Annotated in this window: 22 protein-coding genes; 2 read left to right on the forward strand and 20 right to left on the reverse strand. The window is 51.2% G+C overall.

Annotated features, from left to right (window positions below; all coding sequences use genetic code 11):
• From OCV63_RS12110 to OCV63_RS12130, 5 genes are all read right to left on the reverse strand, one after another.
• Window positions 1-224, reverse strand: a 224-nt coding sequence (locus OCV63_RS12110; protein WP_158364223.1) for an alcohol dehydrogenase catalytic domain-containing protein, incomplete at its 3' end; no start/stop codon positions are given.
• Window positions 225-315: 91 nt separating this feature from the next.
• The gene (locus OCV63_RS12115; protein WP_262670843.1) at window positions 316-1,323 is read right to left on the reverse strand and encodes an ABC transporter permease; all 1,008 of its coding nucleotides are present in this window, start codon (window positions 1,321-1,323) and stop codon (window positions 316-318) included.
• A 19-nt stretch (window positions 1,324-1,342) separates the two neighbouring features.
• Complete coding sequence (locus tag OCV63_RS12120; protein WP_158364227.1) at window positions 1,343-2,854, reverse strand: sugar ABC transporter ATP-binding protein; 1,512 nt, start codon at window positions 2,852-2,854, stop codon at window positions 1,343-1,345.
• Window positions 2,855-2,913: 59 nt separating this feature from the next.
• A complete protein-coding gene (locus OCV63_RS12125; RefSeq protein ID WP_158364228.1) occupies window positions 2,914-3,999 on the reverse strand; it encodes an ABC transporter substrate-binding protein in 1,086 nt (361 codons plus the stop codon).
• Window positions 4,000-4,424: 425 nt separating this feature from the next.
• Window positions 4,425-5,231 (reverse strand): Rpn family recombination-promoting nuclease/putative transposase, encoded by an 807-nt coding sequence (locus OCV63_RS12130; RefSeq protein ID WP_262670844.1) that lies wholly within the window; start codon window positions 5,229-5,231, stop codon window positions 4,425-4,427.
• A 367-nt stretch (window positions 5,232-5,598) separates the two neighbouring features.
• Between OCV63_RS12130 and OCV63_RS12135 the strand changes: the two genes are divergently transcribed.
• Entirely contained in the window at window positions 5,599-6,750 is a 1,152-nt protein-coding gene (locus OCV63_RS12135) for an IS91 family transposase (protein ID WP_158364230.1), read from the forward strand.
• A gap of 52 nt (window positions 6,751-6,802) precedes the next feature.
• Entirely contained in the window at window positions 6,803-6,979 is a 177-nt protein-coding gene (locus tag OCV63_RS12140; protein ID WP_262670845.1) for a hypothetical protein, read from the forward strand.
• A 137-nt stretch (window positions 6,980-7,116) separates the two neighbouring features.
• On the opposite strand, the gene OCV63_RS12145 is transcribed toward OCV63_RS12140, so the two are convergent.
• From OCV63_RS12145 to OCV63_RS12215, 15 genes are all read right to left on the reverse strand, one after another.
• Complete coding sequence (locus tag OCV63_RS12145) at window positions 7,117-8,418, reverse strand: Gfo/Idh/MocA family oxidoreductase (protein ID WP_158364232.1); 1,302 nt, start codon at window positions 8,416-8,418, stop codon at window positions 7,117-7,119.
• A gap of 18 nt (window positions 8,419-8,436) precedes the next feature.
• The gene (locus OCV63_RS12150) at window positions 8,437-9,498 is read right to left on the reverse strand and encodes a pyridoxal phosphate-dependent aminotransferase (RefSeq protein ID WP_158364234.1); all 1,062 of its coding nucleotides are present in this window, start codon (window positions 9,496-9,498) and stop codon (window positions 8,437-8,439) included.
• A gap of 25 nt (window positions 9,499-9,523) precedes the next feature.
• Window positions 9,524-10,441 carry an acyltransferase family protein gene (locus tag OCV63_RS12155; protein WP_158364236.1) on the reverse strand — a complete coding sequence of 306 codons (918 nt, stop codon included), beginning with the start codon at window positions 10,439-10,441 and terminating at the stop codon, window positions 9,524-9,526.
• Between the two features lie 5 nt (window positions 10,442-10,446).
• A complete protein-coding gene (locus OCV63_RS12160; RefSeq protein ID WP_262670846.1) occupies window positions 10,447-11,607 on the reverse strand; it encodes an acyltransferase family protein in 1,161 nt (386 codons plus the stop codon).
• An 85-nt stretch (window positions 11,608-11,692) separates the two neighbouring features.
• Complete coding sequence (locus OCV63_RS12165) at window positions 11,693-12,628, reverse strand: hypothetical protein (protein WP_158364240.1); 936 nt, start codon at window positions 12,626-12,628, stop codon at window positions 11,693-11,695.
• A 119-nt stretch (window positions 12,629-12,747) separates the two neighbouring features.
• Window positions 12,748-14,175 carry an MBOAT family O-acyltransferase gene (locus OCV63_RS12170; protein ID WP_158364242.1) on the reverse strand — a complete coding sequence of 476 codons (1,428 nt, stop codon included), beginning with the start codon at window positions 14,173-14,175 and terminating at the stop codon, window positions 12,748-12,750.
• Window positions 14,176-14,186: 11 nt separating this feature from the next.
• A complete protein-coding gene (locus tag OCV63_RS12175; protein WP_158364244.1) occupies window positions 14,187-15,089 on the reverse strand; it encodes a hypothetical protein in 903 nt (300 codons plus the stop codon).
• Window positions 15,089-16,294: a hypothetical protein gene (locus OCV63_RS12180; RefSeq protein ID WP_158364246.1), complete on the reverse strand. Its 1,206-nt coding sequence runs from the start codon at window positions 16,292-16,294 to the stop codon at window positions 15,089-15,091. Before OCV63_RS12180 ends, OCV63_RS12175 begins: the two co-directional genes overlap by 1 nt.
• Before the next feature lie 13 nt (window positions 16,295-16,307).
• Window positions 16,308-17,261, reverse strand: a complete 954-nt coding sequence (locus OCV63_RS12185; RefSeq protein WP_158364248.1) for a glycosyltransferase family 2 protein — start codon at window positions 17,259-17,261, stop codon at window positions 16,308-16,310.
• A 27-nt stretch (window positions 17,262-17,288) separates the two neighbouring features.
• Window positions 17,289-18,155: a dTDP-4-dehydrorhamnose reductase gene (gene rfbD / locus OCV63_RS12190; protein ID WP_158364250.1), complete on the reverse strand. Its 867-nt coding sequence runs from the start codon at window positions 18,153-18,155 to the stop codon at window positions 17,289-17,291.
• A gap of 21 nt (window positions 18,156-18,176) precedes the next feature.
• Window positions 18,177-18,554, reverse strand: a complete 378-nt coding sequence (locus OCV63_RS12195) for a DUF2304 domain-containing protein (protein ID WP_158364252.1) — start codon at window positions 18,552-18,554, stop codon at window positions 18,177-18,179.
• A complete protein-coding gene (locus OCV63_RS12200; RefSeq protein ID WP_158364254.1) occupies window positions 18,551-19,252 on the reverse strand; it encodes a glycosyltransferase family 2 protein in 702 nt (233 codons plus the stop codon). The genes OCV63_RS12195 and OCV63_RS12200 overlap by 4 nt, the downstream gene beginning before the upstream one ends.
• A gap of 208 nt (window positions 19,253-19,460) precedes the next feature.
• Window positions 19,461-20,207 (reverse strand): glycosyltransferase family 2 protein, encoded by a 747-nt coding sequence (locus tag OCV63_RS12205; protein WP_158364256.1) that lies wholly within the window; start codon window positions 20,205-20,207, stop codon window positions 19,461-19,463.
• A 4-nt stretch (window positions 20,208-20,211) separates the two neighbouring features.
• Window positions 20,212-21,417 carry a glycosyltransferase gene (locus tag OCV63_RS12210; RefSeq protein ID WP_158364258.1) on the reverse strand — a complete coding sequence of 402 codons (1,206 nt, stop codon included), beginning with the start codon at window positions 21,415-21,417 and terminating at the stop codon, window positions 20,212-20,214.
• 10 nt (window positions 21,418-21,427) lie between these two features.
• Window positions 21,428-24,457 carry a fucose pyrophosphorylase domain-containing protein gene (locus tag OCV63_RS12215; protein ID WP_158364260.1) on the reverse strand — a complete coding sequence of 1,010 codons (3,030 nt, stop codon included), beginning with the start codon at window positions 24,455-24,457 and terminating at the stop codon, window positions 21,428-21,430.
• Between the last annotated feature and the right edge of the window lie 29 nt (window positions 24,458-24,486).

Raw genomic sequence — 24,486 nt, forward strand, 5'->3', positions numbered from 1 at the left:
CCCACACTTACATTCTGCACATTCTCGCCAATCTTCTCCACAATTCCGGAAAATTCGTGTCCGAAAGGTGTCCATTCTGTAGCGGCATATTTAGCCTGGATCATCTCATGACCGCAGAAGCCACAGGCTTTAACCTTGATAAGTACTTCATCGGCACCGACCTCCGGTACCGGGATATCCCGCTGTTCAAACTGAAATGGCGCTTTCAAATATGTAGATTTCATATGGTATAACTTCCTTTCCTTTTTTACTCACTCATAACAAAAAAACAACTATTTAGTCAAACTGTCTCCCCTCCATAATTACCAGCATGACCTATTTTGTCTTCTTCAATTTATCCATGAGTACAGCGGCAATAATCAGACAACCAATCAGGATCTCGATAATCTGACCGTTAAGACTCCACAAAGTACCGCCATTTCTGATGGTTGCAATCAGAATCGCACCGACAACCGTACCACCAATATATCCCACGCCGCCACTCATCGAAGCACCGCCTACAACCGCAGCTGCAATGGCATTCATCTCATAGCCGGTACCCAGGGTAGGAATACCACTGGCCAGACGCGAGGTCAACAGAATACCACCTAATGCACAAAGTACGCCAGAAGATACATACACACCATAAATAGTCTTCCTGACAGAGATACCCGAAAGGCGGGCAGCATCACAGTTTGAACCTATTGCAAAAATATTACGTCCAAAATAAGTATATTTAAAAATCGCTGCCGAGGCAAAAATCAGCAACAGCCAAACCAATGTCATAAACGGGATTCCATAAGTCACAGACATACCCAGATTATTGGTTTTTGTAAAGCCAATTGTGATCTTGGATATTTTCAAAAATTCTTCAGGCAGACCAGTAATATTTCGGGAATCTGAAATCAATAAAATAACAGCGCGGATTATGGTCATAGAACCAAGTGTGGCAATAAACGGAGGCAGCTTTCCATCGTATATGAGAATTCCATTCAAAAGTCCTACCAAGGCACATGCCACCACAGCAATCAGCATAGCCAGCCACATATTGACCCCTCGATGTACCGTCAACAAAGTTACCAACATACCAGCAAGGCCAACATTGGCACCCACAGAAAGATCAATACCTCCTGTAATAATCACAAATGTCATGGCTAATGCAACAATGCCATACACAGACGTGGCTCTGGACAGGTTAAAGATGTTTTCATAGGTAAGAAAATTACCGCCCGTGGTAAGAGAAAGCACAGTCATCAATATCAACAGCACCACCAGTGCGATACCATAAGATCGGGTGATCTTATTTTGCAGACGCACAAGCAATCCAGATTTTTTGTTTTCCATCGTTATCGGTTCCCCCCTTTTACAAATTTGAAGCTTTCCGCAGAACATATTCTTCATTAAGCCGACCATCTTCTGTATAATATTGATCTTTTTCCACAATACCCATAGATTTTCCTTCTGACATCACCAGCATCCGATCCGATAATCCCATAACCTCTGGCAGATATGAAGAAACTAAGATGATCGCCTTTCCCTGCTGAAGCAATTCGCCCATCAGACGATAAATTTCTACTTTAGCACCTACATCTACACCTACCGTCGGCTCATCAAAAATGAAAACATCACTATCTCGGCAAAGCCATTTGGCAATTACTACTTTTTGCTGATTGCCGCCAGACAGATTCTTACACAGCTGCTGTATCGAAGGTGTTTTTATAGCCAACGCCTTTCGGTACTCTTCTGCACGCTGGCGTTCCTTTTTCAAGTTGATAATGCCGCTTCGGCTGATCATGGGATAGGAAGCTAAATTCACATTTTTTTCCACTGACAGTCCTAAGCAAAGCCCTTCCTTTTTCCGATCCTCTGTTAAAAAAGCGATGGAATTTTCAATAGCCTCCATGGGATGACGGTGATGAACTGACTTTCCAAGAATTGTAACCTCACCCGCCTCATAGGGGTCTGCACCGAAGATAGCTCGGCATACCTCTGTCCGTCCGGCTCCTACAAGTCCAAACATTCCAAAGATCTCGCCGCGATGAACCGAAAAGCTGATATTCTCGAAACTTCCCTTACGAGTCAATCCATTGACTTCCAGCACACACTCGCCCATATCTGGACGCTGCAGATTGTACAAATCTTCCACATCACGTCCAACCATCATCTGAACCAGCTTATCCTCATACACATCACTGGTCTTGACCGTATCAACATAGGTTCCATCTTTAATCACTGTTACCCGGTCGCACAGCTCAAATATTTCCTCCATACGATGGGAAATATAGACAATGCCATAACCCTTTTCACGCAATTGGCCAATCATATTAAAAAGAAGCTGTACTTCCTCGTTTGCCAGAAGCGCCGTCGGTTCATCAAACACAATAACTTTTGCATTTTGATAAACCACCTTTGCAATCGTAACCATTTCCTGCTGACCGATGGTCAGTTCATTAATCTGTGCCTTTGCGCTAACCCGGATATTCAATTCATCAAGCGTTTTTTGCACGCTTCGATACATGGTTTTCCAGTCCACCAGTCCGCCTTTTCTCGGCTGACAGCCCAGGAAAAAGTTTTCCGCAACTGTTAAATGCGGTGCCAAGGTCACATCCTGATATACCGCTCCCAATCCCAGTGCTTTTGCCTGCTGCGGATTGTGAATGTGCTGACGCTCACCGTCGATATAAATTTCCCCTGATGTGGCGGTATATGCGCCCATCATAATTTTAATCAACGTAGACTTGCCGGCTCCATTCTCACCTACCAAGCCATGCACTTCACCGGGCAAAATTTCCAGACTTACGCCTTTCAAAGCTTTGACACCGGGAAATTCTTTTTTAATATCCACCAATTTAACCAGCGGTTGTCTCCGTTCCATTGGTTTTACCCCCTGTGCTCATATAAGGAGGGGCAGAGTTACTCCACCCCTCATCTTTATTACTCATACAGTTTCAAAGAAAACGGATCAATGATGCCAGCCATATCCTCCGAATCCACATTCGTGGAATCAATGATAGCTACACCAGTATCATATTTTTTGTCAAAATCTTCATAGGTTTTCTCTCCACTGAGAATCTCTAACAGAGACTGACATGCCGTATAACCCATTTTGTAAGGATTTTGTACTGCAATAGCTACAATGCCGCCCTGGCGGATAGAGTCTACCTCTGCCGGATCTGCATCAAAAGCTACAGCAACCAGCTGATCACCCAGCTGATTCTCGGAAAGGAACTGCGCCACACCATCACCAGTCGCATTGTTAGAAGCAAAAAAGCCCAGCAAATCGTTTTTGTTTCCTGTATAAATTGTTTCAGCAGCGCTCAGCGATTTCGGAATATCATTGTCCACATACTGGGGCTCCATAAGTTCAATATCCGGCGCAATCTCCTTCAGCTTATCTTTGAAACCGCCTTCTCTATCTACCAGTGTCTGTACACCGGCCATAGCTGAAATCAGTCCGACCTTACCTTTTGGTTCCACACCCCGGGCATTCAGTTCATCGACAAACCGCTGTGCCAACTGCTGTCCTGCTACATAGTTGTCTGTAGCGTAATGGGTAATATAAGCATCTGTAGTCGGCTGGTTGTCCATAGTAACAACCGGAATTCCTGCCTGCATAGCAGATTCAATACCTGTATTGCAGTTGTCCACCAGAGTGGGTACTACGGCAATACCATCGGGATGCTTCGTAATAATATTGTCAAGCATTTCTGTTTGTTCAGCCACATCTGCTTCAGATGTAGGTCCGTAAACCGTCACAGTCACCTTATCAGAATTTTCATATTCGAAATTCTTTGCACCGACAATCAACTGCTGCCAATAATCAGAATCAAGACCCTTTACAAGAACTGCCAACTCATATTTTTCTCCAGAAGATGCGTCAGAATCCGCAGATGCGTCAGAATCCGCAGATGTATCATCAGTTGCGGCGCTATTGCTTTCCGCCGGAGTCTGTGCTGTGCCACAAGCAGTTAAAGAGAATACAAGCTGTGTAGCCAATAATAGTGCGATGAGTTTTTTCATTTTATTTTCCTCCCTACATATTGGATGTTAATGATAAGGTTTTCATTTATTGTTTTAGTATTTGGAAAATGACCTGCATTTCTAGTTAAAATCACATGGTATTTTCGGTAATACAACCCATGCACAGGGCGTATCTTTCTTCATGAAAACCTTTTCATTACATTTGCATCTTACCACAGTTTGCTTTCGTATGTCAATGTATTAAACTTCTAATTTTATGTTCCTATTTTTATATAATTTTCACAAATTCTAACCTGTTTTTATAAAATCGTGCTACCAATTAGCCATGAATATATGCCCCCTCCACTTATTTCCCACATAAATATATTTGCAATCCCCTTCTCGAAATATTATTTTATTCACTAAAAAAGCATTTACTGCATACCTGTCTGATACACAATAAATGCTTTTTCTTAGTGGTACTTCTATTTTCTTTCGTCGTTCCAGTATTTTTCCAGAACCTTCCTAGCTTCTGCATCACTTAGGGAAAAATCATGCTTCAGTTCCTCCAGCGTAGCCTCTTTCGTCATGTGGAATTTCCGGCACAGCCGAATGCTCGCTACATATCCCTCTGCACGTCCCTTTTCCACATTTTCTCTGTCCCGCATCAATAACGTCATATACTCACGCCTCCATTTCTCATTTTTCTTTGCCTTTACTACTGCTTCATCCAGTTTTTTCACAAACGGATCTTCGCTCTTATTTCCTGCCACATACTCCAAGAATGCCCGGAGACTCGGACTTACATTTTTGCTTGCTCCCTTTGCATTCAGGAAAATCTTATGGGTTTCATCCCCCAGGGACAAGCCTTCCTCCTCTTTGCACATATTTTCAAATGTGTAAACGCTTTCCCCTTTTCCAAAGGCATCAAAGGTGCAGATAAAAATCACATAGCTCTTATTCAGCTTCGTATAGGGCTCCCCTTTTTCTATCAGTGCCAGGTCAATCATGCCTTGATAGTAACGGCTGCGCTTGGGTAAGCCTTCCTCCTGAACCGTCTGCATCTCGATATCATATACCGTATTATTTCCATCTGCCACATATACATCCAGCCGGACACTCCTGGCATCCTGTGCGATATCAATGGTCTTTTGTTCTTCCGGATACTCGACCCGCTCTATCGGAACATTTAAGATGACTTCCAGAAGCTCTCTGCACAGCTCCGGATCCCGCATGACTTTTCCAAAAAGAAAATCATTGCTTATCCCGATCTCATTCCATTCTTTTCCCAATGCCGCTACCTCCGTCTTTTTTATTATTATACTTGATTTTCCGCAGAAGCACAACGTTTTCCGGACGCTTTCTTTTTCCGTGATATTGTGCCGTAAACTCGCTCTGTGTATCTCCCAGACATCTTCTCATTCCACAAATATCCATAGTAATCATCTCCGTTTTATAATGCACTCATTGAATTCATCTATAAATAGTTTTTCCGAAAATCGTCTCGAGGGTTTAACTTCTTTCCACCAAATCTGGTAAATCTCTGGTAAACTCGCCAAAATTGGCATTAAAAATAGGCTTCGCCTATTCAACTCCCCTGCCCCTCATTCTTGAGGGGTGGGGGTTTCTTTTTTTTGCTTTTTCCTGCATAATAGTCTTATGAACATCCTTCAGGAAATTTTTACAGACCATTATGAAGAAATGCTTTATACATTGCATCCACGTGATTCCATTATTGAAAATGTGGACAAAATGATCCATTGTGGCGACCCCTCCTTCGGCGGTGCCATGTATGGCTGTAAGCATTGCGGCAATCTCAAGTTTGTCCCTTTCCGCTGTCACAGCCACTTTTGCTCTACCTGTGGCAATAAGTACTCTATGGAACGTACTACTTCCATGGCTTTTAAACTCATTCACGTTACTCACCGTCATTGTGTTTTTACCATTGATGAGAATCTTCGCCCTTTCTTCTTAGAAGAGCGTTTCTTGCTTCATTGTCTTTTTCATGCTGTTTCCAGTGTTGTTTTGCGTATGTTCTCCAAGCTTAACAAGTCTCAAAACTTTGTCCCTGGATTCATCATGGTTCTTCATACCTTTGGCAGGGATCTCAAATGGAATCCTCACATTCACTGTCTCATTTCCGAAGGTGGTTACAGCGATTTCGGGCAATGGCGGCATATTTCTCACTTCAACTATACTTTTCTCCGAAATTCTTTCCGTACCGCCCTACTCAACGAGATGCAGCATAAGCTTGGAAACTCATTCAAAAAAGTAAAGGCCAAATGTTATGAAGATCATCCCAATGGTTTCTATGTTTATGCCAAGCCCCACAGTTGCGATTCCAAAACCGTTCTTAATTACATCGGTCGTTACCTTGGCAGACCTGTTATCGCGACTTCCCGCATTGATTCTTATGACGGTGATTTGGTTACCTTTCACTACAACCGTCATGAAGATAATAAATATATCGTCGAGACCGTTCCCGCCATTACCTTTATTGAACGGTTAATTCAACATATACCGGAAAAGCATTTCAAAATGATCCACTATGGTGGTCTTTATGCCAGACACCGTAAGATTGACAAAAAACTTCATCGTGCTATTTCTCGCGAAAAGCATCACATTTATCGTAGTTTTAACCGCTGGCATCAGGCTATCTCTCTTTCATTTGGATATGACCCTTTAAAATGTCCTGACTGCGGCTCTACTATGTCCGTCCTTGAACTTTACTACAACCATAAGCGCGTCTCCCTCGAAGAAATGTACGAGAAAGCCATGTCCAAAGCTCGTAGGAAAAGAGGCTATGGATAGCTTCTCTTTTCCATCCTTCTGTGCTACAATCCTCTTAAAGGAGGATGCCGCCATGAAATCTGATATCGAGGAGTTGCGCAATAAATACATCAAAAATCCACCGGAAGGAATGACACCCAGGGACATTCGCCAGATGAGCGAGAGTGACCTTCTGGATATGGATTATTTCTTACATGAATTCGATGACGATGATGACGATTGGGGAACAGAAGGTTTTTATATCTTCTAATTTCACAACCGTCCCGTTTTTATGCCCGCCTCCGTGCGGGCCTTTTTCGTTCAAGAGAGCGCCGGAGGCGGTCTTTCCTATAGAGTAAAAAAGACCGGAACAGCATGAATCCAGCTGTTCCGGTCCTTTTTATAAAATCAGATTTCTCTCACATCTTTTTTTCTGTAAAAATCTTCCATTATCCCTGTAATCGCCTTCGACACATGCCGATCCACATAGGAATTGTCCCGGCCGTCCTCGATGGACTTCAGGAACGCCACAATCTCGTAGCGGATGCCTTCGCCGTCCAGCTGGTAGAAGTAGCGCTTGTTGTTGGCGGGATTTTCATAGCGGATCTCGAAGTAGTCGGTCTTCCACCAGGGGGCAGGAACATAAATGTACCCTTCTGTGCCGGAGACCACCAGATCGCCCTCGGATTTGATGCCCTTGCCCACCTGAATGGAGGCCATGGCGTCCTTATATACGAAGTTCACTCTGGAAAATGCGTCATAGGCCTTCGCCTCGTCCGCATAGTGGGTGATGATCTGCTTCTCCGCGTAGTCGGTTCCCAGAAGCTGGAATACCGGGAGCAGCGCCGTGGGGCCCCAGTCGCAGAGACTGCCCCAGCTGCGGTTAAACTGGCCCGGGTAGACGTTGGCCTCGTCCTCCAGACGGGTGCAGGCGGCGTCCACCGAAACCACCTTGCCGATACGGCCGCTCTTGGCCAGCAGAAGCAGGCGGTAATAGGCGGTGGAATAGGCGGTTTTGATAGCCTCCATCAGCACACACTTTTTCTCCTTCGCCAGCGCAAACAGTTCCTCACACTCCTGCACAGACAGGGCGATGGGCGACTCGCAGAGCACATGTCGGCCTGCCTCCAGGGCTGCTTTAATCTGCCGGGCATGCACATCCGGGTGGGATAGAATATACATGGCGTCCGACTGTTCCAGCAGATCCTGAAATTCGCTTTCCTCATCGCCGCAGACGCCGGAAATCACGGCCCCGTTTACATAGCCGCTCTCCTTCCGGAACTTGCGGAGATCCGAAGTTTCGCCCACCAGTCCCAGGCGGATGGCATGCTTTTCCGATCGAAGCTTCGTACTGGATACACCCTCGGTCCGATCCAGGTAAACCACTTTACAATATTCATTCAGATAATCAAATTTTCCACGCCAGTCGGAACCAATGGCAAAAATATCCACATGATAGCGGCGGATATCGTCAATCTTCTGACCCTCATACTCCTCGATGATGATTTCATCCGCAAGTCCGGTGGCCCGCACGCCCTCAATGCGCTCCATCAGGGACTGCTGCACGTTGATCTTGCCCCGGGTCTTGTCAAAATCCTCGGCGGTTACGCCCACGATCAGGTAGTCGCCCAGCGCCTTGGCCCGCTCCAGCAGACGAATATGGCCGTAATGGAGTAAATCATAGGTTCCATATGTGATTACTTTCGTCATAAAAATCCCCCTGCGGCTTTAGTCTGCGTCCACCTCGAAAAAGGCGTCCAGGAATATCTGCATGGCTTCCTTTGAACCCACAGACACACGGATATCATCCTTCAGAAGTTCATTTCCGTAAGCGTGAACCAACACCTGCTTCTCCTCTTCCAGCCGCTTTGTGATCTCCTTCGCGTCATGATGAGGCTTTACGAAAATAAAGTTTCCGCGGCAGTCGCGGCACTCGTAGCCCTTCTTCTGAAGCTCTTCCAGGGTGTAGGCCTTGCCCTCGTTCTCAATACGGATCAACTCCTCCACCATCTCCGGGTGATCCAGAATCCGCTCCGCGAAGAGCAGGGCGATGGAATTGGCGTCAAAGGTCAGACGGGCGTTCTTCACGTAGTGAATGATCTCCGGGTTGCTGATGATGACGCCCAGACGGCAGGCCGCGATGGAAAACAGCTTGGAAAAGGTACGGAGTACCACCACATTTTCACCCTCCAGTGCATAGTTCAGGAAGGTATTCGGGTAGAAATAGTGATAGGCCTCGTCGATGATGACGATCGCGCCCACCTCTTTCGCCCGGGCAATGACCCGCTGCAGCTCCTCCTCGGTATATACATTTCCCACCGGATTGTTGGGATTCAGCAGTACCACGATGCGGGTATTGTCGTTGATCGCGTTCAGGATGTTCTCGATTTTGATGGTCAGATCCGGCTCGTAGACCACCGGCACGTGCCTGTAGCCCAGGATACAGCAGTTGACCCAGTACATCTCAAAGGACGGAGCCACAGTCACGACCTCCTTGTCCACCTCGCCGAAGGTCTCCAGGAGATAGCGGATAGCCATGTCGGAACCGTTGGTGGTCAGGACATTCTCGTACTCTGCGCCGATGAATTTCGCGTATTTATGCAGAAATCTGTCCGGCTCCGGGTAAATGGCCAGGAATTCCGGCGTAATCTCCTGCAGCACGGAATCCACGAATTCCTTCGGCAGTCCCTCCGGGTTCTCGTTCATGTCGTAGCGGTGCAGGCCGTAGCGGTTCTGCATAGGGAATACCCGGACGGTGTTCTTTATATGTTCGTTTACGTGATAATTCATATTCTTACCTCCATTTATCTCTATCTTACAGCGTTATACCAAGCAGCGCAAGCACCGTTCCGATGATGGAATACACAAATAAGTGCAGGCACAAAATCGGCAGGGTATGCCGACCGATAAAATCCAGCGGCTTCTGAAGCCATTCCGTATGCTTCGTCGCATAGAAAGCATTGCACAGAGCCATCACAATCAACGATCCGGCCGTTCCCACGAAGAGATACAGCGCCATGCTCTGTCCATAATCGCCCACAGACATATTGACGCTGCCGTTCCAGAGAGAGGCCAGTGCAAAGGCCGAGGCCAGCAGAATCAGATACAGCGGCTTTTTTGTAAGCTTCCCAACCCAGTCCTGCACCGCCGCCAGCTTGCCGACGATCAGGAAGGACACGGCGTAAAACGCGCAGTCGATGCTCCAGGGCAGCAAAATCGGGCACAGGTAATGGAGGGCGATGGCGATCAGCAGATAAACGCCATTTCCCACAAAGGCCTTTCTGGAATCGCCCTTCGCCGCCCGCATGAGCAGCCAGAACAGGATATAACTTACAAACATACAGGTCAGAAACCAGGTGGGCGCGTTCAGGATCTGCATAAAATGCACATTGGTGGCAGAATCCATGGGCATCAGGCAGTTGCGGGAATAGAGGATCCCAAGCAGCGTCTGCATGTCCGCATGGCCCCGCAGGAAGAAAAACGCGAACAGGAACAGATTGTACCCGAAATACGGCGCCAGCAGGCGCTTCGCCTTCTTCTTCACGAAGGTTCCGAAGCTCTCTTCCGGCTTATAGGAAAAGGTCATACCCGCCGTCACGAAAAAGATGGGCATATAGAACATGCCGCCGTAGTAGCTCACCAGCCCGAAGGATCGGCCCGTATGTACCAGCAGCACCACCAGAATGCCGATGGCCTTGGCCGCGTCCAGCCATGCGATTCGTTTTTTCTCCATCTGTCTCACCCCTTCTTATGCCCTGTGAATAAGTTCGAAATTCCATGTATCAGCCGCCCGCTCACCGGCTCCAGATACTTCTGGCTCAGGGCTGAAAGCGCCAGCGTAAGCGCAAGGGTGCAGACGAAGTTTAAGGATGCCAGCAGCCCGTAGCTCATTTTCCCGTAGAGGCTTAAGAACAGCCAGCAGGAAAAGGTCGCAATCACCGGAAAATGTAAGAGATACAGAGAATAGGATATCTTACCCAGAAACCGGAAGGGCTTCGCCCCGAAGAACCGCTGCAGTCCCGGCAGTCCCAATACGCCTGCCAGCAGCAGGGCCGCCCCCGCCAGATGATAGATGGTCGTATACGCCGGGGGCAGCACCCCGTAAATAGTGCCGCTCATGTCCGCGCCGATGGAGGGATAGGACAGCAGGTAGAGGCCCAGCACAAAGCTTCCCATTGGCAGCGCCCACCACCGTTTCCACAGCTCCATGCCTTTTTCCCGGGTACAGAAAAAGTCCGCCGCCGCAAAGCCCAGGAAAATGCCTGAGAAATAGACGTCCGTCTTCACAGCCACCAGCAGCATCACCCCATAGGCCACATACCGGAAGGGATTCTCCCCCACCAGATAAGCTGCCAGATAGACCACCAGCGCACCGGAGAACAGGTAGGGCATGGTCCACAGAACGCCGTTGTAATCATTGCTTCCGAACAGGAAACAGCCGACCAGGCTCTCGCCCAGCATCTGCAGAGCATTCGGCTGAAACTGATTGAAGCCTGCAAACCAGACGGTAGATTTTGTCAGAATGGCCGCCTCGTCGTTGCGGTAAAGCCCCAGGCTCATCAGGATGAAAATCGCCATATTGACCATGAGAATCATCGGCATCAGCCGGAAATAGCGTTTCCAGGCCGCGGCCTTCAGCCGCTTTTTATCCCGGGTGCGAAAATAGGACAGGCAGAGCACGAAGCCACTGAACACCAGAAATAAGCAGACCGCAGCATTGCCGCTGTATAGCAGATTCAGGGGCGTCCTGCCGATGGCAATCTCGATGCCGGAAGCCGTATTCACCGCGTCCTCCGTCAGGCTGTAGGCCGCGTAATAAAAGGCGAAGACAAAATGGCAGAAAAATACCATCAGCGCGCCGATTCCTTTCAGTCCGTCGATATAGTCCAGTTTTTTCAAGCTGCTTCCTCCATTCTGCCTCCGCGGTTCCTTCGCGGTGATTCCATTTGGTTTACATAACTTTGTTTTCATTCTTTTATAGCTTTTATTCTGTCGCTTTGAATGTTTCGCAGAGCAGTTTTGTATAGTTCTCCCGTCCCTCCGCCGACAGATGAATCAGATCCTGATAACAGTCTGCCTCAGAGGTATCAAAATCCAACTCCTCCGCGCAGAGAATCTGGAATGTTCCGTCTCCGGTCCAGCCGTTTTGCAGCTCCCGCAGGATGGAAAGGGATTCTGTATACAGCTTCTGATAATCTTCATCCGCGTACATCCGCTCGTATTTGGGCGTCTCCAGGAACCAGAGATTCAGGCCATATTCTTCCGCCAGCTCCACGATTTTCCCATAGCCCCCGGCCTGGGTGCGGTTCACGCCGTCCCGGCTGCCTAAAGTACCCAGGGCGTAGAGCTCCTCCCGGGTCCTGCCCGGCTGACGGAGCAGGCTGCCGCCGTCCCGGAACTGGGAGGACACAATTTTATTATTCAACGGATAGGTCAGAAGCTGCTCGTTATTGGCCGTCACAAAGAACTCATAGAAGTCCCCGAAGCTGGCGCCGGTGCTGTTGCTTATCAGCCGCCAGGCTTTTGCCTTGAACTTCAGATCTGTGTCCAGCAGAATCTTCGTATCGCTGATCCAGGGATCGGCTGCCGCTGTGTAGGGGTACAGATCGATATAAAGGTTCTGAATCTCCAGGCCCTGTTCCAGCATGTATTGAAGCTCCATAGCCATCAATGCAGGCTGGTTGCCGTTGTAGGACAGGATATAGGTGCTGCCGGGCAGCTCTTCCTCCAGCACATCGATGTCCAGGCCCTGCCGGAACATGGAAGAACCGATAAAGAGATTATCCGTGCTGCCCTTGCGGATGGCCGCCTGCATGCCGTAGGTGGAGGCCGGGAGACAGCGGGCATATTCATTTTTTATGAAAATCAGGGCCAGCGCTATGGCAAATGCAACTACGATTGTTTTCAAAACTCGTTTCATAAACAAATTGTCCTAATTAAAATATTATCCACATTAGTTTCTGTAAAAAAGAAATTTATCCACGTTTCCATTAGAAAAAAGGTGGACAGATCCTTTCATATCCCAATTCCTCGAATTTTTTAAAAATTCGCATACAGGAATCCGGACGCTCCAAATACCCCGAACAGCACCACGCTCACCAGCATTACGGCCAGCCACCCGCTGCTCAGCACCGCGCCCCCGCGCTTCTTCCCATACACCTGCCCCCTCTCATAGAGGAACAGCAGCAGCAGAAAGCCGCAGGCCGTCAGAAAATAAGCGGCACAGGTATTATCGCCGGTGAAGGGCAGGATGGAATTCTGGATATCCACATAGGACAGGGAAAAGCCGGTGACTGCGTGTCGTAGAAACTTAAGCGCCTTTCCGAAGCTCTCCGCCCGGAAGAACACCCAGGCCAGGGTCACGCCGCAAAATGTCACGAGGATCTCAGGCACCCTGCGGGCCAGGCTGACATTCTCCGCCTTCTTCGTACTTATCATATTCCACAGGCCATGAATCCCGCCCCAGATGACGAAGCTCCAATTCGCCCCGTGCCAGAGACCGCTGACCAGGAAGGTTGCCAGTACGTTCAGCTTATGCCGCGCCTTACTCACCCGGTTACCGCCCAGCGGGATGTAGATATAATCCCTGAGCCAGCTGGACAGGGAAATGTGCCACCGACTCCAAAACTCCTTAATCCCCCGTGAAAAATAGGGACAGTCAAAATTCTCCCGGCTGTCGATGCCCAGCACGTTCGCCATGCCGATGGCGATATCCGAATATCCGGAAAAATCACAGTATAGCTGGAAGGAGTAGAAGAACGCCGCCATCACACAGGCCAGCCCCGGATAGCTCTCCGGCGCTCCGTAGACCGCGTCCACGTACCCCGCCAGCCGGTTCGCAATCACGATTTTCTTAAACAGTCCCAGCACGATCCGCTGCAGACCCATAGAAAAAAGCTCCGGCTGATACACCGGTCCCGCATACAGCTGCATCAGAAAATGCTCTGATCGCTCAATGGGGCCTGACAGAATCTGCGGGAAAAACAGAATATAGGTCAGGTAAGCGCCGCAGCCGTCCACGCCGTGCTCTGCCTCCCGCTTTCCCAGATAAATGTCTGCCAGAAAGCTGATCATTTTAAAGGTATAATAGGAGATTCCCATGGGAACGGCCAGCTGCAGCACCGGCGCGGAACCGCCAAGTCCTGCTATGGTAAGCAGGGCCGCCACGGACCCCACAAAAAAATTGAAATATTTATACACAAAAAGAACGCCCAGTATCGGCAGAATCCCTGCCCACAGCCAGACCTTCTTCTTTTCTTTCGTCTCCGCCTGTTCGATTTTTACCCCGGTATAAAAGCTCCAGAGGGCGCTTCCGCCGGACAGTGCCAGCAGCCAGGGCCCCGCGCTCACATAAAATAGGACACTCGCCAGAAGCAGCAGCCACTGCCGGAACCGTCTCGGAACCAGGTAGTAGACCGCCGCTACGCCAGCTGAAAATACCAGGGTCAGCATGATATTGGAAACCATGTACTCTCCTTTTACTCGCCTTTCACAGCCGCCTGATAGATATCCACGCCCACAATCGTCAGCATCGCAAGCAGCAGTACTGAGAACGCCACCATCGGCAGCTTCGTCTCACCGTTGATGGCACAGGCATAAGCGCTGTAGGACACAATCAGGTGCAGCATCGGCAGATAAAACCGCTTCGGCCAGCGCATAAAGTAGATAAGCGCCGCCACATCCGCCGTATACCCGGCCCAGGTCGGCATATAGGGCGCAAAATACGGAATCAGAATCGCCGCGAACAGAAAGAGGCGAAGCACCATGTCCTTCGTCACCTTCACCTTCTTATCGGCGAACCAGTAGATTCCGGTCAGAATCATCCCCGCCAGAATCAGCAGGGACACCTTATCGTAGAGCTCCACGAAGGCCGTTTTCCCGATGATCTCATAGAAATTCGGCCAGCCGCGGTTCAAAGATACCGGATAAGCCACACTAAGCGTCATCCACCAGGAACGCATGCGGAATACCGCGATCAGGAGGCCCGCCAGGATACTTCCGGTCCCCAACAGCGCATTTCCCCGGCTGTAGAGATAGAGCCCCAGGAAAAACAGAATCACATAGTAGATACAGTTGATATTCCACAGGGAGCCGTTGGCCACCACCGTGGGATAAATCGCCAGAACCGCATAAGTCAGGAAGGCCCGCAGGCGGCTTCCCGTATAGCTGTGTACAATCGCGCCGCACAAGATCGCCAATGCGAACTCCAGCAGAATCGCGCAGAGCTTCCAGGTATTGGTCGGCGTATATTCCATCACTGTGGAACGCAGCGCCAGTCCGGTGCCGGTGATGCACACGGACAGCAGCACATCCAGAAAGGTAAAGGTCAGGCCTTTGAGATTCCATTTTCTGGAAATAAAATTTCTCAGGAAATCATCCATCACGCAGCCTCCTTCTTCTTCACGGCCTCATTTTCCATGGGCAGCTGATTCTCCGGGTTCTGCATATAATGCCAGATATCCAGGCCCACCAGGATCAGCAGCCCCAGCTCCACGAAGGCCCACACACCGTAGTAAATGGTCGGCTCATCGGCCCCCAGATGGCTTAAGTAGGCCATGTAGGAATTGAAGGACACCAGAATCTGCACCAGCGGGAAATAAAACTTCTTCCTGTTCATCATCGCATAGATAATCGCCAGAATATCCGCCACGCAGCCGTACCGCTCATGCATATGGGGCAGGAACCAGGGCGTCAGAATCGCGAAAAACAGCGCCATCTGCACGATAAATTCATTGGTGATCCGATAGCGCTTCTGAGCCATGGCGAACATGATGATCATCAGGATGCCGAGGATCAGCCAGGTACCCGCGGAAGCATATTCCAGCAGGAAGAACTGATTTCCGATGATCTGATAGATGTTCGGCCATTTGATGGACAGGGACCACACGTCCTGGGCGCCCTGGGCCATGTAAATGTTGATGAGCTCCATCAGAGGCCGTCCCGCGATCCAGGCGGGCACGATGCTCAGGAAATACAGCGCCGGAATCCACAGGAAATGCTTCAGATCCACCTTTTTATTCACCCACAGAATCACCAGGAACGGGAAAATAAACAGGGACTGGAGCTTGAACACAAAGGCCATCCCGTAGAAGAACATGGCCCTGCAGGGCCGATCCGCAAACAGGTAATAAAAGCACAGCAGTAAAAAGGTCATGAAGATGATGTCGCACTGGGCCCAGAGCGCGCTGTTGGCCCAGATGGTGGGCACAATCAGGAACAGGCCGTAGGACAGGACGCCCTTGCGCCTGCTTCCGGTGACCTTGTATATCATTTTGCCCAAAATCGCTGCCGCCACGAAGTCCAGGATGCAGTGCAATCCCTTGTAGGCGGTCATGGGATTGATGGGCAGCTTGCTGATGACCCAGAGGATATAGATAAAGGTCGGTGTATAGTCATAGCGATCCGTAGCCAGATAGGAAAAGCCCATCTCCTTAATATCCGAAATCCACGGATCCCAGTACATCAGCCAGTCGTCCGTGATGACCACACGCAGGATCACACGGATACTCAGGCCAATCAGCGTCAGGGCCGCCAGATAAAACAAATCAAGCCTGGTCAGCCCCTGCTTTTTCAAAAAGCTGTTCATAAAACTCTCCTACTTATTTATCCAGTACGGTCTCAATGATATACTTGGGACGCGCCTTGGTTTCCAGGTAAATTTTTCCAATATATTCACCCACAATACCGATGGCCAGAAGCTGCAGTCCGCCGATGGCCCAGATAGACACGATGGTGCTGGTCCAGCCGTGTACGGTTCTGCCCATGAAATGTACCACCAGGAAATACAGCAGCATCAGAATGCTGATAGCGAAAATCAGGAAACCGCAGGTGGTGATCATACGGATCGGCTTGATGCTGAAGGATGTGATGCCGTCGGTGGCAAAGGCCAGCATCTTCTTCAGCGGATACTTGGACTCGCCCGCGAAACGCTCATGGCGCTCGTAAGTGACGATATCGGACTTGTAGCCGATGAGGGGTACGATACCGCGCAGGAACAGATTCACCTCGCGGAATTCAGACAGTCCCTCCAGGGCACGCTTGCTCATGAGACGGTAATCCGCATGGTTGAACACGATTTCCACGCCCATGGCCTGCATGATCTTGTAGAAGCCCTCGGCTGTGAATTTTTTAAAGAAGGTGTCGGTATCCCGGGCGCTTCGGACGCCGTATACCACATCATTTCCTTCGTAGTATTTCTCCACCATCTGGTCGATGACATCCACGTCATCCTGCAGATCGGCGTCCAGAGAAATAGCCATATCCGCTTTCTCTTTTGCCGTCATAAGCCCAGCCAGCAGCGCGTTCTGATGGCCCTTATTCCGGGACAGCTTGACGCCGGAATAGATGGGGTTAGACTCGTGTAACTCTTTGATGATCTCCCAGGTCCTGTCCCTGGAGCCGTCATTTACAAACATGATTTTGCTCTCCCGGGAAATCATGCCCCGGTCGAACATGGAATTCATCTTCTCCAGAAGCTGCTTCGCGGTCTCGTGCAGCACGGCCTCCTCATTGTAGCAGGGAATTACCAGATACAAAATATCATTTCCTGTCATCGGATCTCTCTCCTTCTCTTAGGTAAATTATTTCGCCAGCAGCTCTTTCATATACACTTCGATGGCGTCCTGCCAGGAAGCGAAGGAGAAATCTGTAGTCAGCTTCAGCATATAGTTCTCCAGAATGGAGTAGGCCGGTCTGTCTGCGGAATTCGGGAAACGGCGCTTGTACTCCTCGGAAGTAATCGGCTCGATCTCGGTTTTGCTGCCCGCCAGACGAAGGACGGTAGCGGCGAACTCTGCCCAGTTGGTGTCGCCCTCGCAGGTGCCGTGGAACAGGCCGTAGTTGTCCGTCGGAAGCAGGTACTTGATGGCCTTGGCCAGCTCTACCGCGCTGGTGGGTGTTCCCACCTGATCCATCACGACGCCGATCTTATCGTTATTCTCCGCCAGCTTCAGCATGGTCTTGGCGAAGTTATGGCCGTCGCCGTACAGCCATGCGGTACGAATAATGAAGTACTGATTTGCGAAATCACGCACAAAGTTCTCGCCTGCCAGCTTGGTGGCGCCGTACATACTCCTGGGGCTTACCGGATCAAACTCGGTCAGCGGATGGGCGGACACATCGCCCGGGAATACATAGTCTGTGGAAATGTGCATGAGCTTCGCGCCGGTATCTGCGGCTGCGATGGCCAGGTTGCGGGCTCCGATGGCATTGATCTTATAAGCCAGATCCTGCTCCACCTCACACTTATCTACGTTGGTGTAAGCCGCGCAGTTGATGATGGCGTAGGGCTTTACCTCTCTGGCCAGCTCCAGCACCTTATCCACCCTGGTGATGTCCAGCTCTGCCACGTCGGTGTTCACCAGTTCATACTCGGTGCTGTCTGCATACTGCTGATTGACTGCACGGCCCAGCTGTCCGTTGCATCCTGTCACAATAATCTTTTTCATTTGATTTCTCCTTTTCTATACTTAAGATTCGCTTTCTTTTTTCTCTTTCTGGATGAGAAGCTCATCCCGGCGTTCTTTTTCCGCCAGGGCCAGCTCCTGGGTCAGGTCTTTTACTTTATTTTCCAGTGTAGACAGTTCAATGGTCATCATAAAGAGCTTCACCAGAAGGATGAAGATGAACACCATGAACACAAAGTTTACCGGCAGCTGCATGCCCAGCAGTCTGGTAAACAGGCTCACCAGCCACGGGAACAGGCTGATGATTACCAGCACCCCGGAAAAAATGATCCAGAAAATCGCATATTCAATCTGCAGCTTGGACTGGCGGATTTTCTTCAGGATATACCAGGTGCTCAAAATCGACACTACAATCAGGATGATTCGAAATACCGGTGTCATGAAACCTTCACCTCCCTGCGCTTCCGGAAGTTCTGAATAAACAGGATGGACAGCAGCATCCGGAGCATGTACATCATGGATTTGGTCATGTTCAGATAGCTCTCGCCGGCGATCCGTTCATCCATCTTCGCCTGAACCTCGGCGATGGTGGCCCCCTGCTTCAGCAGATAGGAAATGGTGTCCGGCTCCGGTCCGTAGTTCATGTTCAGGGCGAACTCCGCGATCATTTTCTTATTGAACAGGCGCATGCCCGAGGTAGGATCCTTGACCCTGTGGCCCGTGGTCAACTTCATGGCCGCGGAAATCAGGTTGCTGCCCAGCATCCGAAGGGAATGGGGCTTCTTCTCGGTCACGAACCGGGAAGCGATGACGATATCGTAGCCCTCCTGAATCTTGTCCAGCATGGGGGCAATGAACTCGGGACGGTGCTGTCCGTCCGCGTCGAACTGGATGGCGTAATCGTAACCCTTCCGATAGGCGTATTTGAGGCCCGTCTGGAAGGCTCCGGCCAGGCCTAAGTTTACCGGCAGATCCACCAGCTCGTAGCCATACTTCCGACAGATTTTCGCAGTGCTGTCTGCGGAACCGTCGTTGATGACGACGTAGTCGTACATCGGGTAATTATTTTTCAGGTTTTCCACCACGCGCACGATGTTTTCTTCTTCGTTGTAGGCGGGGATGATAACCAGACATTTCATCTGTGTGTCTCCTTTTCTATATCGGCCAGGCATGCGCTCGATTTGCCCCAGGGCACTCTCTCGCTCTTCGAGCTCACCCTGCCGCTTCGCTTCATCTCGCTACCGGGCTACGCCCTATGAAAGCGCAAACATAAACAGCCGCTTACGTGCAAGCACGGCACGTCTGCTTATGTTTGCACTTTCGCATGCCTTAGTGTTACGCCATATTTTAACCCTTTTGAGCGAATTGTGCAAGCACTCTTAAAGTTCTGCACAAGTCCGTAAACCATGCGAACCGCACCCCATTCTCCCGAAGCGCCCGGTGTCCCTCTTTCATCCCGGCCAGATAAGCCCCCAGGCTGTTGGTGCTGGTGCCACCGTGGGACATGTAGATCAGCACCTCCGGCAGGTAGGAAAGCTTCACCTTATCGTCCTTCAGAATCCGGATCATAAACTCATAATCCGCCGAAATCCGGTAATCCGTCTTATAAAGGCCATATTTATCATAGACGCTTTTCCGCAGGTACAGGGTCGGATGGCCCGGCATCCAGCCAAAGCGGATATTGCCCTGGCCCTGGTGCCAGTAGCGCACTACCTTGTCCCCCTCCATATAATAGAGATCGCCGTGTACGCCGTCTGTACCCTCTTTTTCCATGATCGTCACCATCTTGCTGATGACGTCCGGACCCGCGTACTGGTCGAAGCAGCAGCCCAGGATATCGCCGGTGGACAGGCGGATTCCCTTGTTGATGGCGTCGTAGATGCCCTTATCCTTCTCGGAAATCCATTTCAGCCGGTCGCCGAAATACTCCGCCGCCTCCGCAATGACCTCCAGGGTTCCGTCCGTGGAACCGCCGTCCACAATGACGTACTCGATATTCTCATAGTCCTGGTTCTTCACCTGGGCAATGATTTTCTTCAGATTCTCTTTATCGTTATAGGTTGTCGTGATGATCGAAACCTTTGGATTTTCCATAAATTTACTCCTTGTGTAACAGCTTCGCGTACAGTCTCAGATAATCCTGAAAACGCTCGTTTTTATCATAATGGGACGCTTTGGTAAGACAGGCGGTCCGCTTATCCGGCTCCGCCCGCATGGCCTTCACCGCCGCCTCCAGCGCGTCGATATCGCCTTTGGGAACCACTTTGCCGCAGGTCTCGTCCACCGACTCCACGCTGCCGCCGGTGGCAAAGGTAATTACCGGGGTGCCGCAGGCCAGGGCCTCCAGGTTCGTGGTGGGGAAGGTATCCTCCAGGGTCGTATTCACGTAGGCGTCCGCCATGGAATAATACTCCGCCAGCTCCTCCATGCTGTTGGTTCGCATAACGCCGTGGATCTTCGGGTGGAGCTTTTTCATCTTCTGCTTCGACAAACCGATTAAAATAATCTGATAATCGTCGGGAAGCCGATCTGCCAGCTGCTCAAAGTAGGCGTACCCCTTTCGTTCCTCCCACATACTGGCTACGCCCAGAAGAATGAATTTCCCCTCGAAACCCAGCTTTTTGCGAAGTCCCTTCTCCACCGGATGAAATTTATCCAGGGCGATCCCGTTGGGAATCACCTGCACCGGATACTCTCCCAGGTAGGACTGGCGCGCGTAACCGGCCAGCCACCGTGAGGGCGTCACCACGGTCAGAGAGGGCACGCCCGTAAAGGCTGCCTTTTTTCTCCGGTAATTGGAGGCTGTATTGTCCTTAAATAAAGCATAGGGATAGACGCTCCGGTACTGGGGGCAGTTCCCGCAGCCCGTCTTCCATTTCATACAGCCGATGTAATCGAAATGGGCGCAGTGTCCCGTGAAACTCCAACAGTCGTGGAGGGTCCAGACCACCGGCTTTCCGGCTGTCCTGAGATATCGGAACAGCTGCTCCACGTCCAGATAAAACCCGTGGATATTGTGGAGATGAATGATATCCGGGTTGTATTCCTCTATCTTCTCTATCAGTCTGCCCGTCTGCTTCTTCGAAGCGAAGCCGTGTTCTCCCCGAAAAAAGGTACAGAGCACATGAAGCCCCATGTCCAGATTTGTGCCGAACTTATAAGTCGGCACGCCCTCCGGCCCGGTCCGGCGGCCAAAGGCCACCATTCCCTCGTCACCCCGGGCTTCCAGGGCGTGTACGATGTCCACCGTAATCCGCCCCACACTTCCGCTGCCGCAGATGGTATTGATCTGTAATACTTTCAAAATAATCTCCTTATACTAACGCGCAGTCCCACACGTCCACGCCGCTGTCCTGGAACACGCTGTGGATTCTTTCACGCAGCTGCTCCTTCGTGCAGCCTTTTTTCAGGATAGCCTGCAGGAAGCCGCCGCCTCCCGCGCCGCAGATCATCCGGGCCGCCAGCAGATCCTCGCAGCTCAGGAAAATCTGATCGATGCAGGTGTTGGTGCTGCCGCCGTCCAGCCGCCGGGACAGCTCCCAGTGCCGGTCAAGCAGCTCCGCGAAACCGTCGATATTGCCCTTTTCCAGCTCGAACTTCATCAGGACTGCCACCTGCTGAATCTCATAGAGCACCTCCAGGGAATTGGGATTGGAGCCGATGTAGCCGCCGACCACCTCCCGGAGCAGATTCCGCGCCAGACGCCGCTGGCCGGTGTAAATCAGGACGAAGCGGTCTTTCAGCTCCTGCAAAGCTTCCTCCGGGATATTCAGATGCTGTACCTCAATATTCTGCATCAGGCCCGGCTTGGTGCTCACCAGCTTGATGCCGCCCGTCAGGCCGCCCACCTGATCCTGCCAGCCTCCGCCGGTGCTCATAAGCTGCTCCATGCAGAGGACGTGGGTGTATAATTCATTTTCGGTCACTTCTTTCCCGATGTATTCGAAAATCGCTTTCACGCAGGCGCCCGCCAGAATACTGCTGGTGCCAAGGCCGGATCCGCGCGGAATTCCCATAACTGCTGTGGACAGATAGAGACCGCCGCCCAGCTTCTCCAACAGTTCTTCCAAGGTCGCCTCCCGGTTCAGCGGCACGATGCCGCAGGCCAGAAGCGCCGCCTTGTGAAGGGCGTAGGTATCGAAGGGATCCCGACAGCTCTGCAGCACCTTCACGTCCGTGAATTCATCGTAAGCGCCGGAATCGGTGCTGGCCAGCGCAATACAGGGCTTATCCATCTTCTTCACGGTGACGATGACCGGAAGGATACCGTTCAGCTTCGCCGCCGCGTTCAGGACCGTGCCGCCGTGCTCGTTGCAGTAGGGCGGCGTGTCAGACCAGCCGCCGCCGAAATTCACGCGGATGGGCAGCTCCACCTTCACCTCATCCCTGGTGATGTGGTACGACTCCTCCGCCGGGGCCTTGCCGATGCTGGCCTCATATAAGCTGTCGCAGAGATAACGGAAGCACTGGTTTTCCAGATCCTCGCTCACCTGTCCGACTGTCATTTTCGATAAATAATAGTAAATGCGCATGCGGATGCTGAAATCAGACTTTTCCGCAATGGCCCGCAGCTTCTCTACCTGGGAGGTCGTCACGCCCTGCTCGCCGAAGACCGCCCGGATCTCCTCAATGCTTTTACGTTCCTCCAGCATCAGTAAAAATCTGGCAATTCGCACTCTGGTGCCCAGCTTCGCCTGCCATGCGGTGATTTCCTTCACATCGGCCTGCTCAAAGCTCTCCTGGAGGCTCAGACGCTTCGCGGCCGCGTACCAGCCGCGGGTCGCCTCATCCGCCGTACCGTCCGCGATGGCCAGAAGCTTCACGGCCGCCGCCACGGCTTCCTCGATGGTGTCACAGACCGGATAGAGCTTCGCGGTCCAGAGATAGTGCGCTCCTTCCGCGTCCGCCCAGAGGTCTCCAGGCTGCATTCCCACATTTCCCAGAAAATCCGGTAAGGTACTGTTCAGGAACGCGCCGCCGTCCTCCAGGGTCACCTTCGGGTTATCCTGCACGCCGTAAACGCGCACCACGAAACGGCCGTCCTTCTGCTTCAGGCCGTGGAGCACCGTGTCCGCCGGGATCCGCTCGCCCCGCAGGGTGACTGCCGAGATCACGCAGTTCTCGCCCACTTCGCTGCCGTCGTAAATATAACTGTCTTCTATATAAGAGGATTCCGCAATCTCCGTATGCTTCTCGATGTAGCTGTTGCTGCAGGCATTGGCGCCCTCCGACTCCTCCACGCCCAGTACCTGGCGCTTCCAGTCCAGGAATTCGTAGTTGTCGATGTCCTCGGTCACAAGCTTCAGGAGCTCATGGGTCGTTCCGAAATGAATGAACTGGGCCGGGGACAGGCACAGAAGCTTCAGAGAATAGGGATGCAGGGCCTCCCAGATCTCCTTCCGGCAGGCTAAAAGCTCCGGACAGAAGTCGCCCTCGGGCTTTTCCTTTAAGAACTGCTCAAAGGTGGACTCGGACGCCAGCGGGTACAGGAAATCCCCATAGAAGCTGATGCGCGCCCGTTCATTTACAAAGCGGTCGTATTTCTCCGGAACGATTTTCCCATCTTCCCCAATCAGGGAGAACAGGCTTTCCAGCAGATCGCAGTCCAGCATGATGGCTCCGGTGTCCAGATCCACCGCGCCGTGTTCGTTCACCGCGCCAAGCTTACGCAGGCGCTCCTCGCTCTGCTTGTGCAGGAAGTTGGCCACATAGCCCTCCGCATTTCCCAGAAATACACCATGGTCCTTTCCGGTATCCACATCCTCCTTGATGGAAATGGCCGCCGCGCCGTGGAAGGTGAAATCAATCTGCAAGGGATTAAACAGGAGTAGCACGTCGCCGGAGAGCACCAGCATACCCTCCCGGAACCGGGACGGCATGCCCGCCATGCCAATCATAAATTCATCAAACAGGGTGGAACGCCGTCCGTCCGGCAGCTCCCGCGGCACTGGTGAAAATAATTTTCCGCAGGCCGAATACTGGGGTACCCGCTTGGAGTCCCCGCCGGAGTGAATCACGAGAATCCGCTTGCCCCGGAAGAAGTCTGCGCCCCCGCCCTGTTCGCTTAAGTATTTCATCACATGGAAGGTGGCTCCGCCGCTGCCCACCCGCTTGCCGTCCGGATCGGGCAGTACCCGGTAGGTGGTCTCCTTCGGCAGTCTTCCCGCGTCCAGGCGCGCGTCGATCTGCGCCTGGTAGGCGTCCGCCTGCTCCTCGTTGGAGGCAGTCAGAATCACATAATCCCAGTGGATAAAATATTTCCTGGTCAGGGATTTTTCATACTCCTCCCAGGCGTCCTGATAGCTTTGTCTCAAAAACAGATTCTTAATTTTCTGTGGTTTCATAAGTTCTCCCTTGTGTGTGTAACGCCGGA

Origin of the sequence: Laedolimicola ammoniilytica, from assembly GCF_025567165.1 — a bacterium.
Classification (GTDB): domain Bacteria; phylum Bacillota; class Clostridia; order Lachnospirales; family Lachnospiraceae; genus Laedolimicola; species Laedolimicola ammoniilytica.

Coding starts and splice junctions, on each gene's coding strand:
- OCV63_RS12195 (WP_158364252.1), bottom strand. CDS start 18,554: ATGACACCGGTATTTCGAATCATCCTGATTGTAGTGTCGATTTTGAGC.
- OCV63_RS12150 (WP_158364234.1), bottom strand. CDS start 9,498: ATGAATTATCACGTAAACGAACATATAAAGAACACCGTCCGGGTATTC.
- OCV63_RS12200 (WP_158364254.1), bottom strand. CDS start 19,252: ATGAAATGTCTGGTTATCATCCCCGCCTACAACGAAGAAGAAAACATC.
- OCV63_RS12120 (WP_158364227.1), bottom strand. CDS start 2,854: ATGGAACGGAGACAACCGCTGGTTAAATTGGTGGATATTAAAAAAGAA.
- OCV63_RS12125 (WP_158364228.1), bottom strand. CDS start 3,999: ATGAAAAAACTCATCGCACTATTATTGGCTACACAGCTTGTATTCTCT.
- OCV63_RS12175 (WP_158364244.1), bottom strand. CDS start 15,089: ATGGATGATTTCCTGAGAAATTTTATTTCCAGAAAATGGAATCTCAAA.
- OCV63_RS12145 (WP_158364232.1), bottom strand. CDS start 8,418: ATGACGAAAGTAATCACATATGGAACCTATGATTTACTCCATTACGGC.
- OCV63_RS12215 (WP_158364260.1), bottom strand. CDS start 24,457: ATGAAACCACAGAAAATTAAGAATCTGTTTTTGAGACAAAGCTATCAG.
- OCV63_RS12165 (WP_158364240.1), bottom strand. CDS start 12,628: ATGAAACGAGTTTTGAAAACAATCGTAGTTGCATTTGCCATAGCGCTG.
- OCV63_RS12155 (WP_158364236.1), bottom strand. CDS start 10,441: ATGGAGAAAAAACGAATCGCATGGCTGGACGCGGCCAAGGCCATCGGC.
- OCV63_RS12185 (WP_158364248.1), bottom strand. CDS start 17,261: ATGACAGGAAATGATATTTTGTATCTGGTAATTCCCTGCTACAATGAG.
- OCV63_RS12115 (WP_262670843.1), bottom strand. CDS start 1,323: ATGGAAAACAAAAAATCTGGATTGCTTGTGCGTCTGCAAAATAAGATC.
- rfbD (WP_158364250.1), bottom strand. CDS start 18,155: ATGAAAAAGATTATTGTGACAGGATGCAACGGACAGCTGGGCCGTGCA.
- OCV63_RS12180 (WP_158364246.1), bottom strand. CDS start 16,294: ATGAACAGCTTTTTGAAAAAGCAGGGGCTGACCAGGCTTGATTTGTTT.
- OCV63_RS12140 (WP_262670845.1), top strand. CDS start 6,803: ATGAAATCTGATATCGAGGAGTTGCGCAATAAATACATCAAAAATCCA.
- OCV63_RS12170 (WP_158364242.1), bottom strand. CDS start 14,175: ATGGTTTCCAATATCATGCTGACCCTGGTATTTTCAGCTGGCGTAGCG.
- OCV63_RS12135 (WP_158364230.1), top strand. CDS start 5,599: ATGAACATCCTTCAGGAAATTTTTACAGACCATTATGAAGAAATGCTT.
- OCV63_RS12205 (WP_158364256.1), bottom strand. CDS start 20,207: ATGGAAAATCCAAAGGTTTCGATCATCACGACAACCTATAACGATAAA.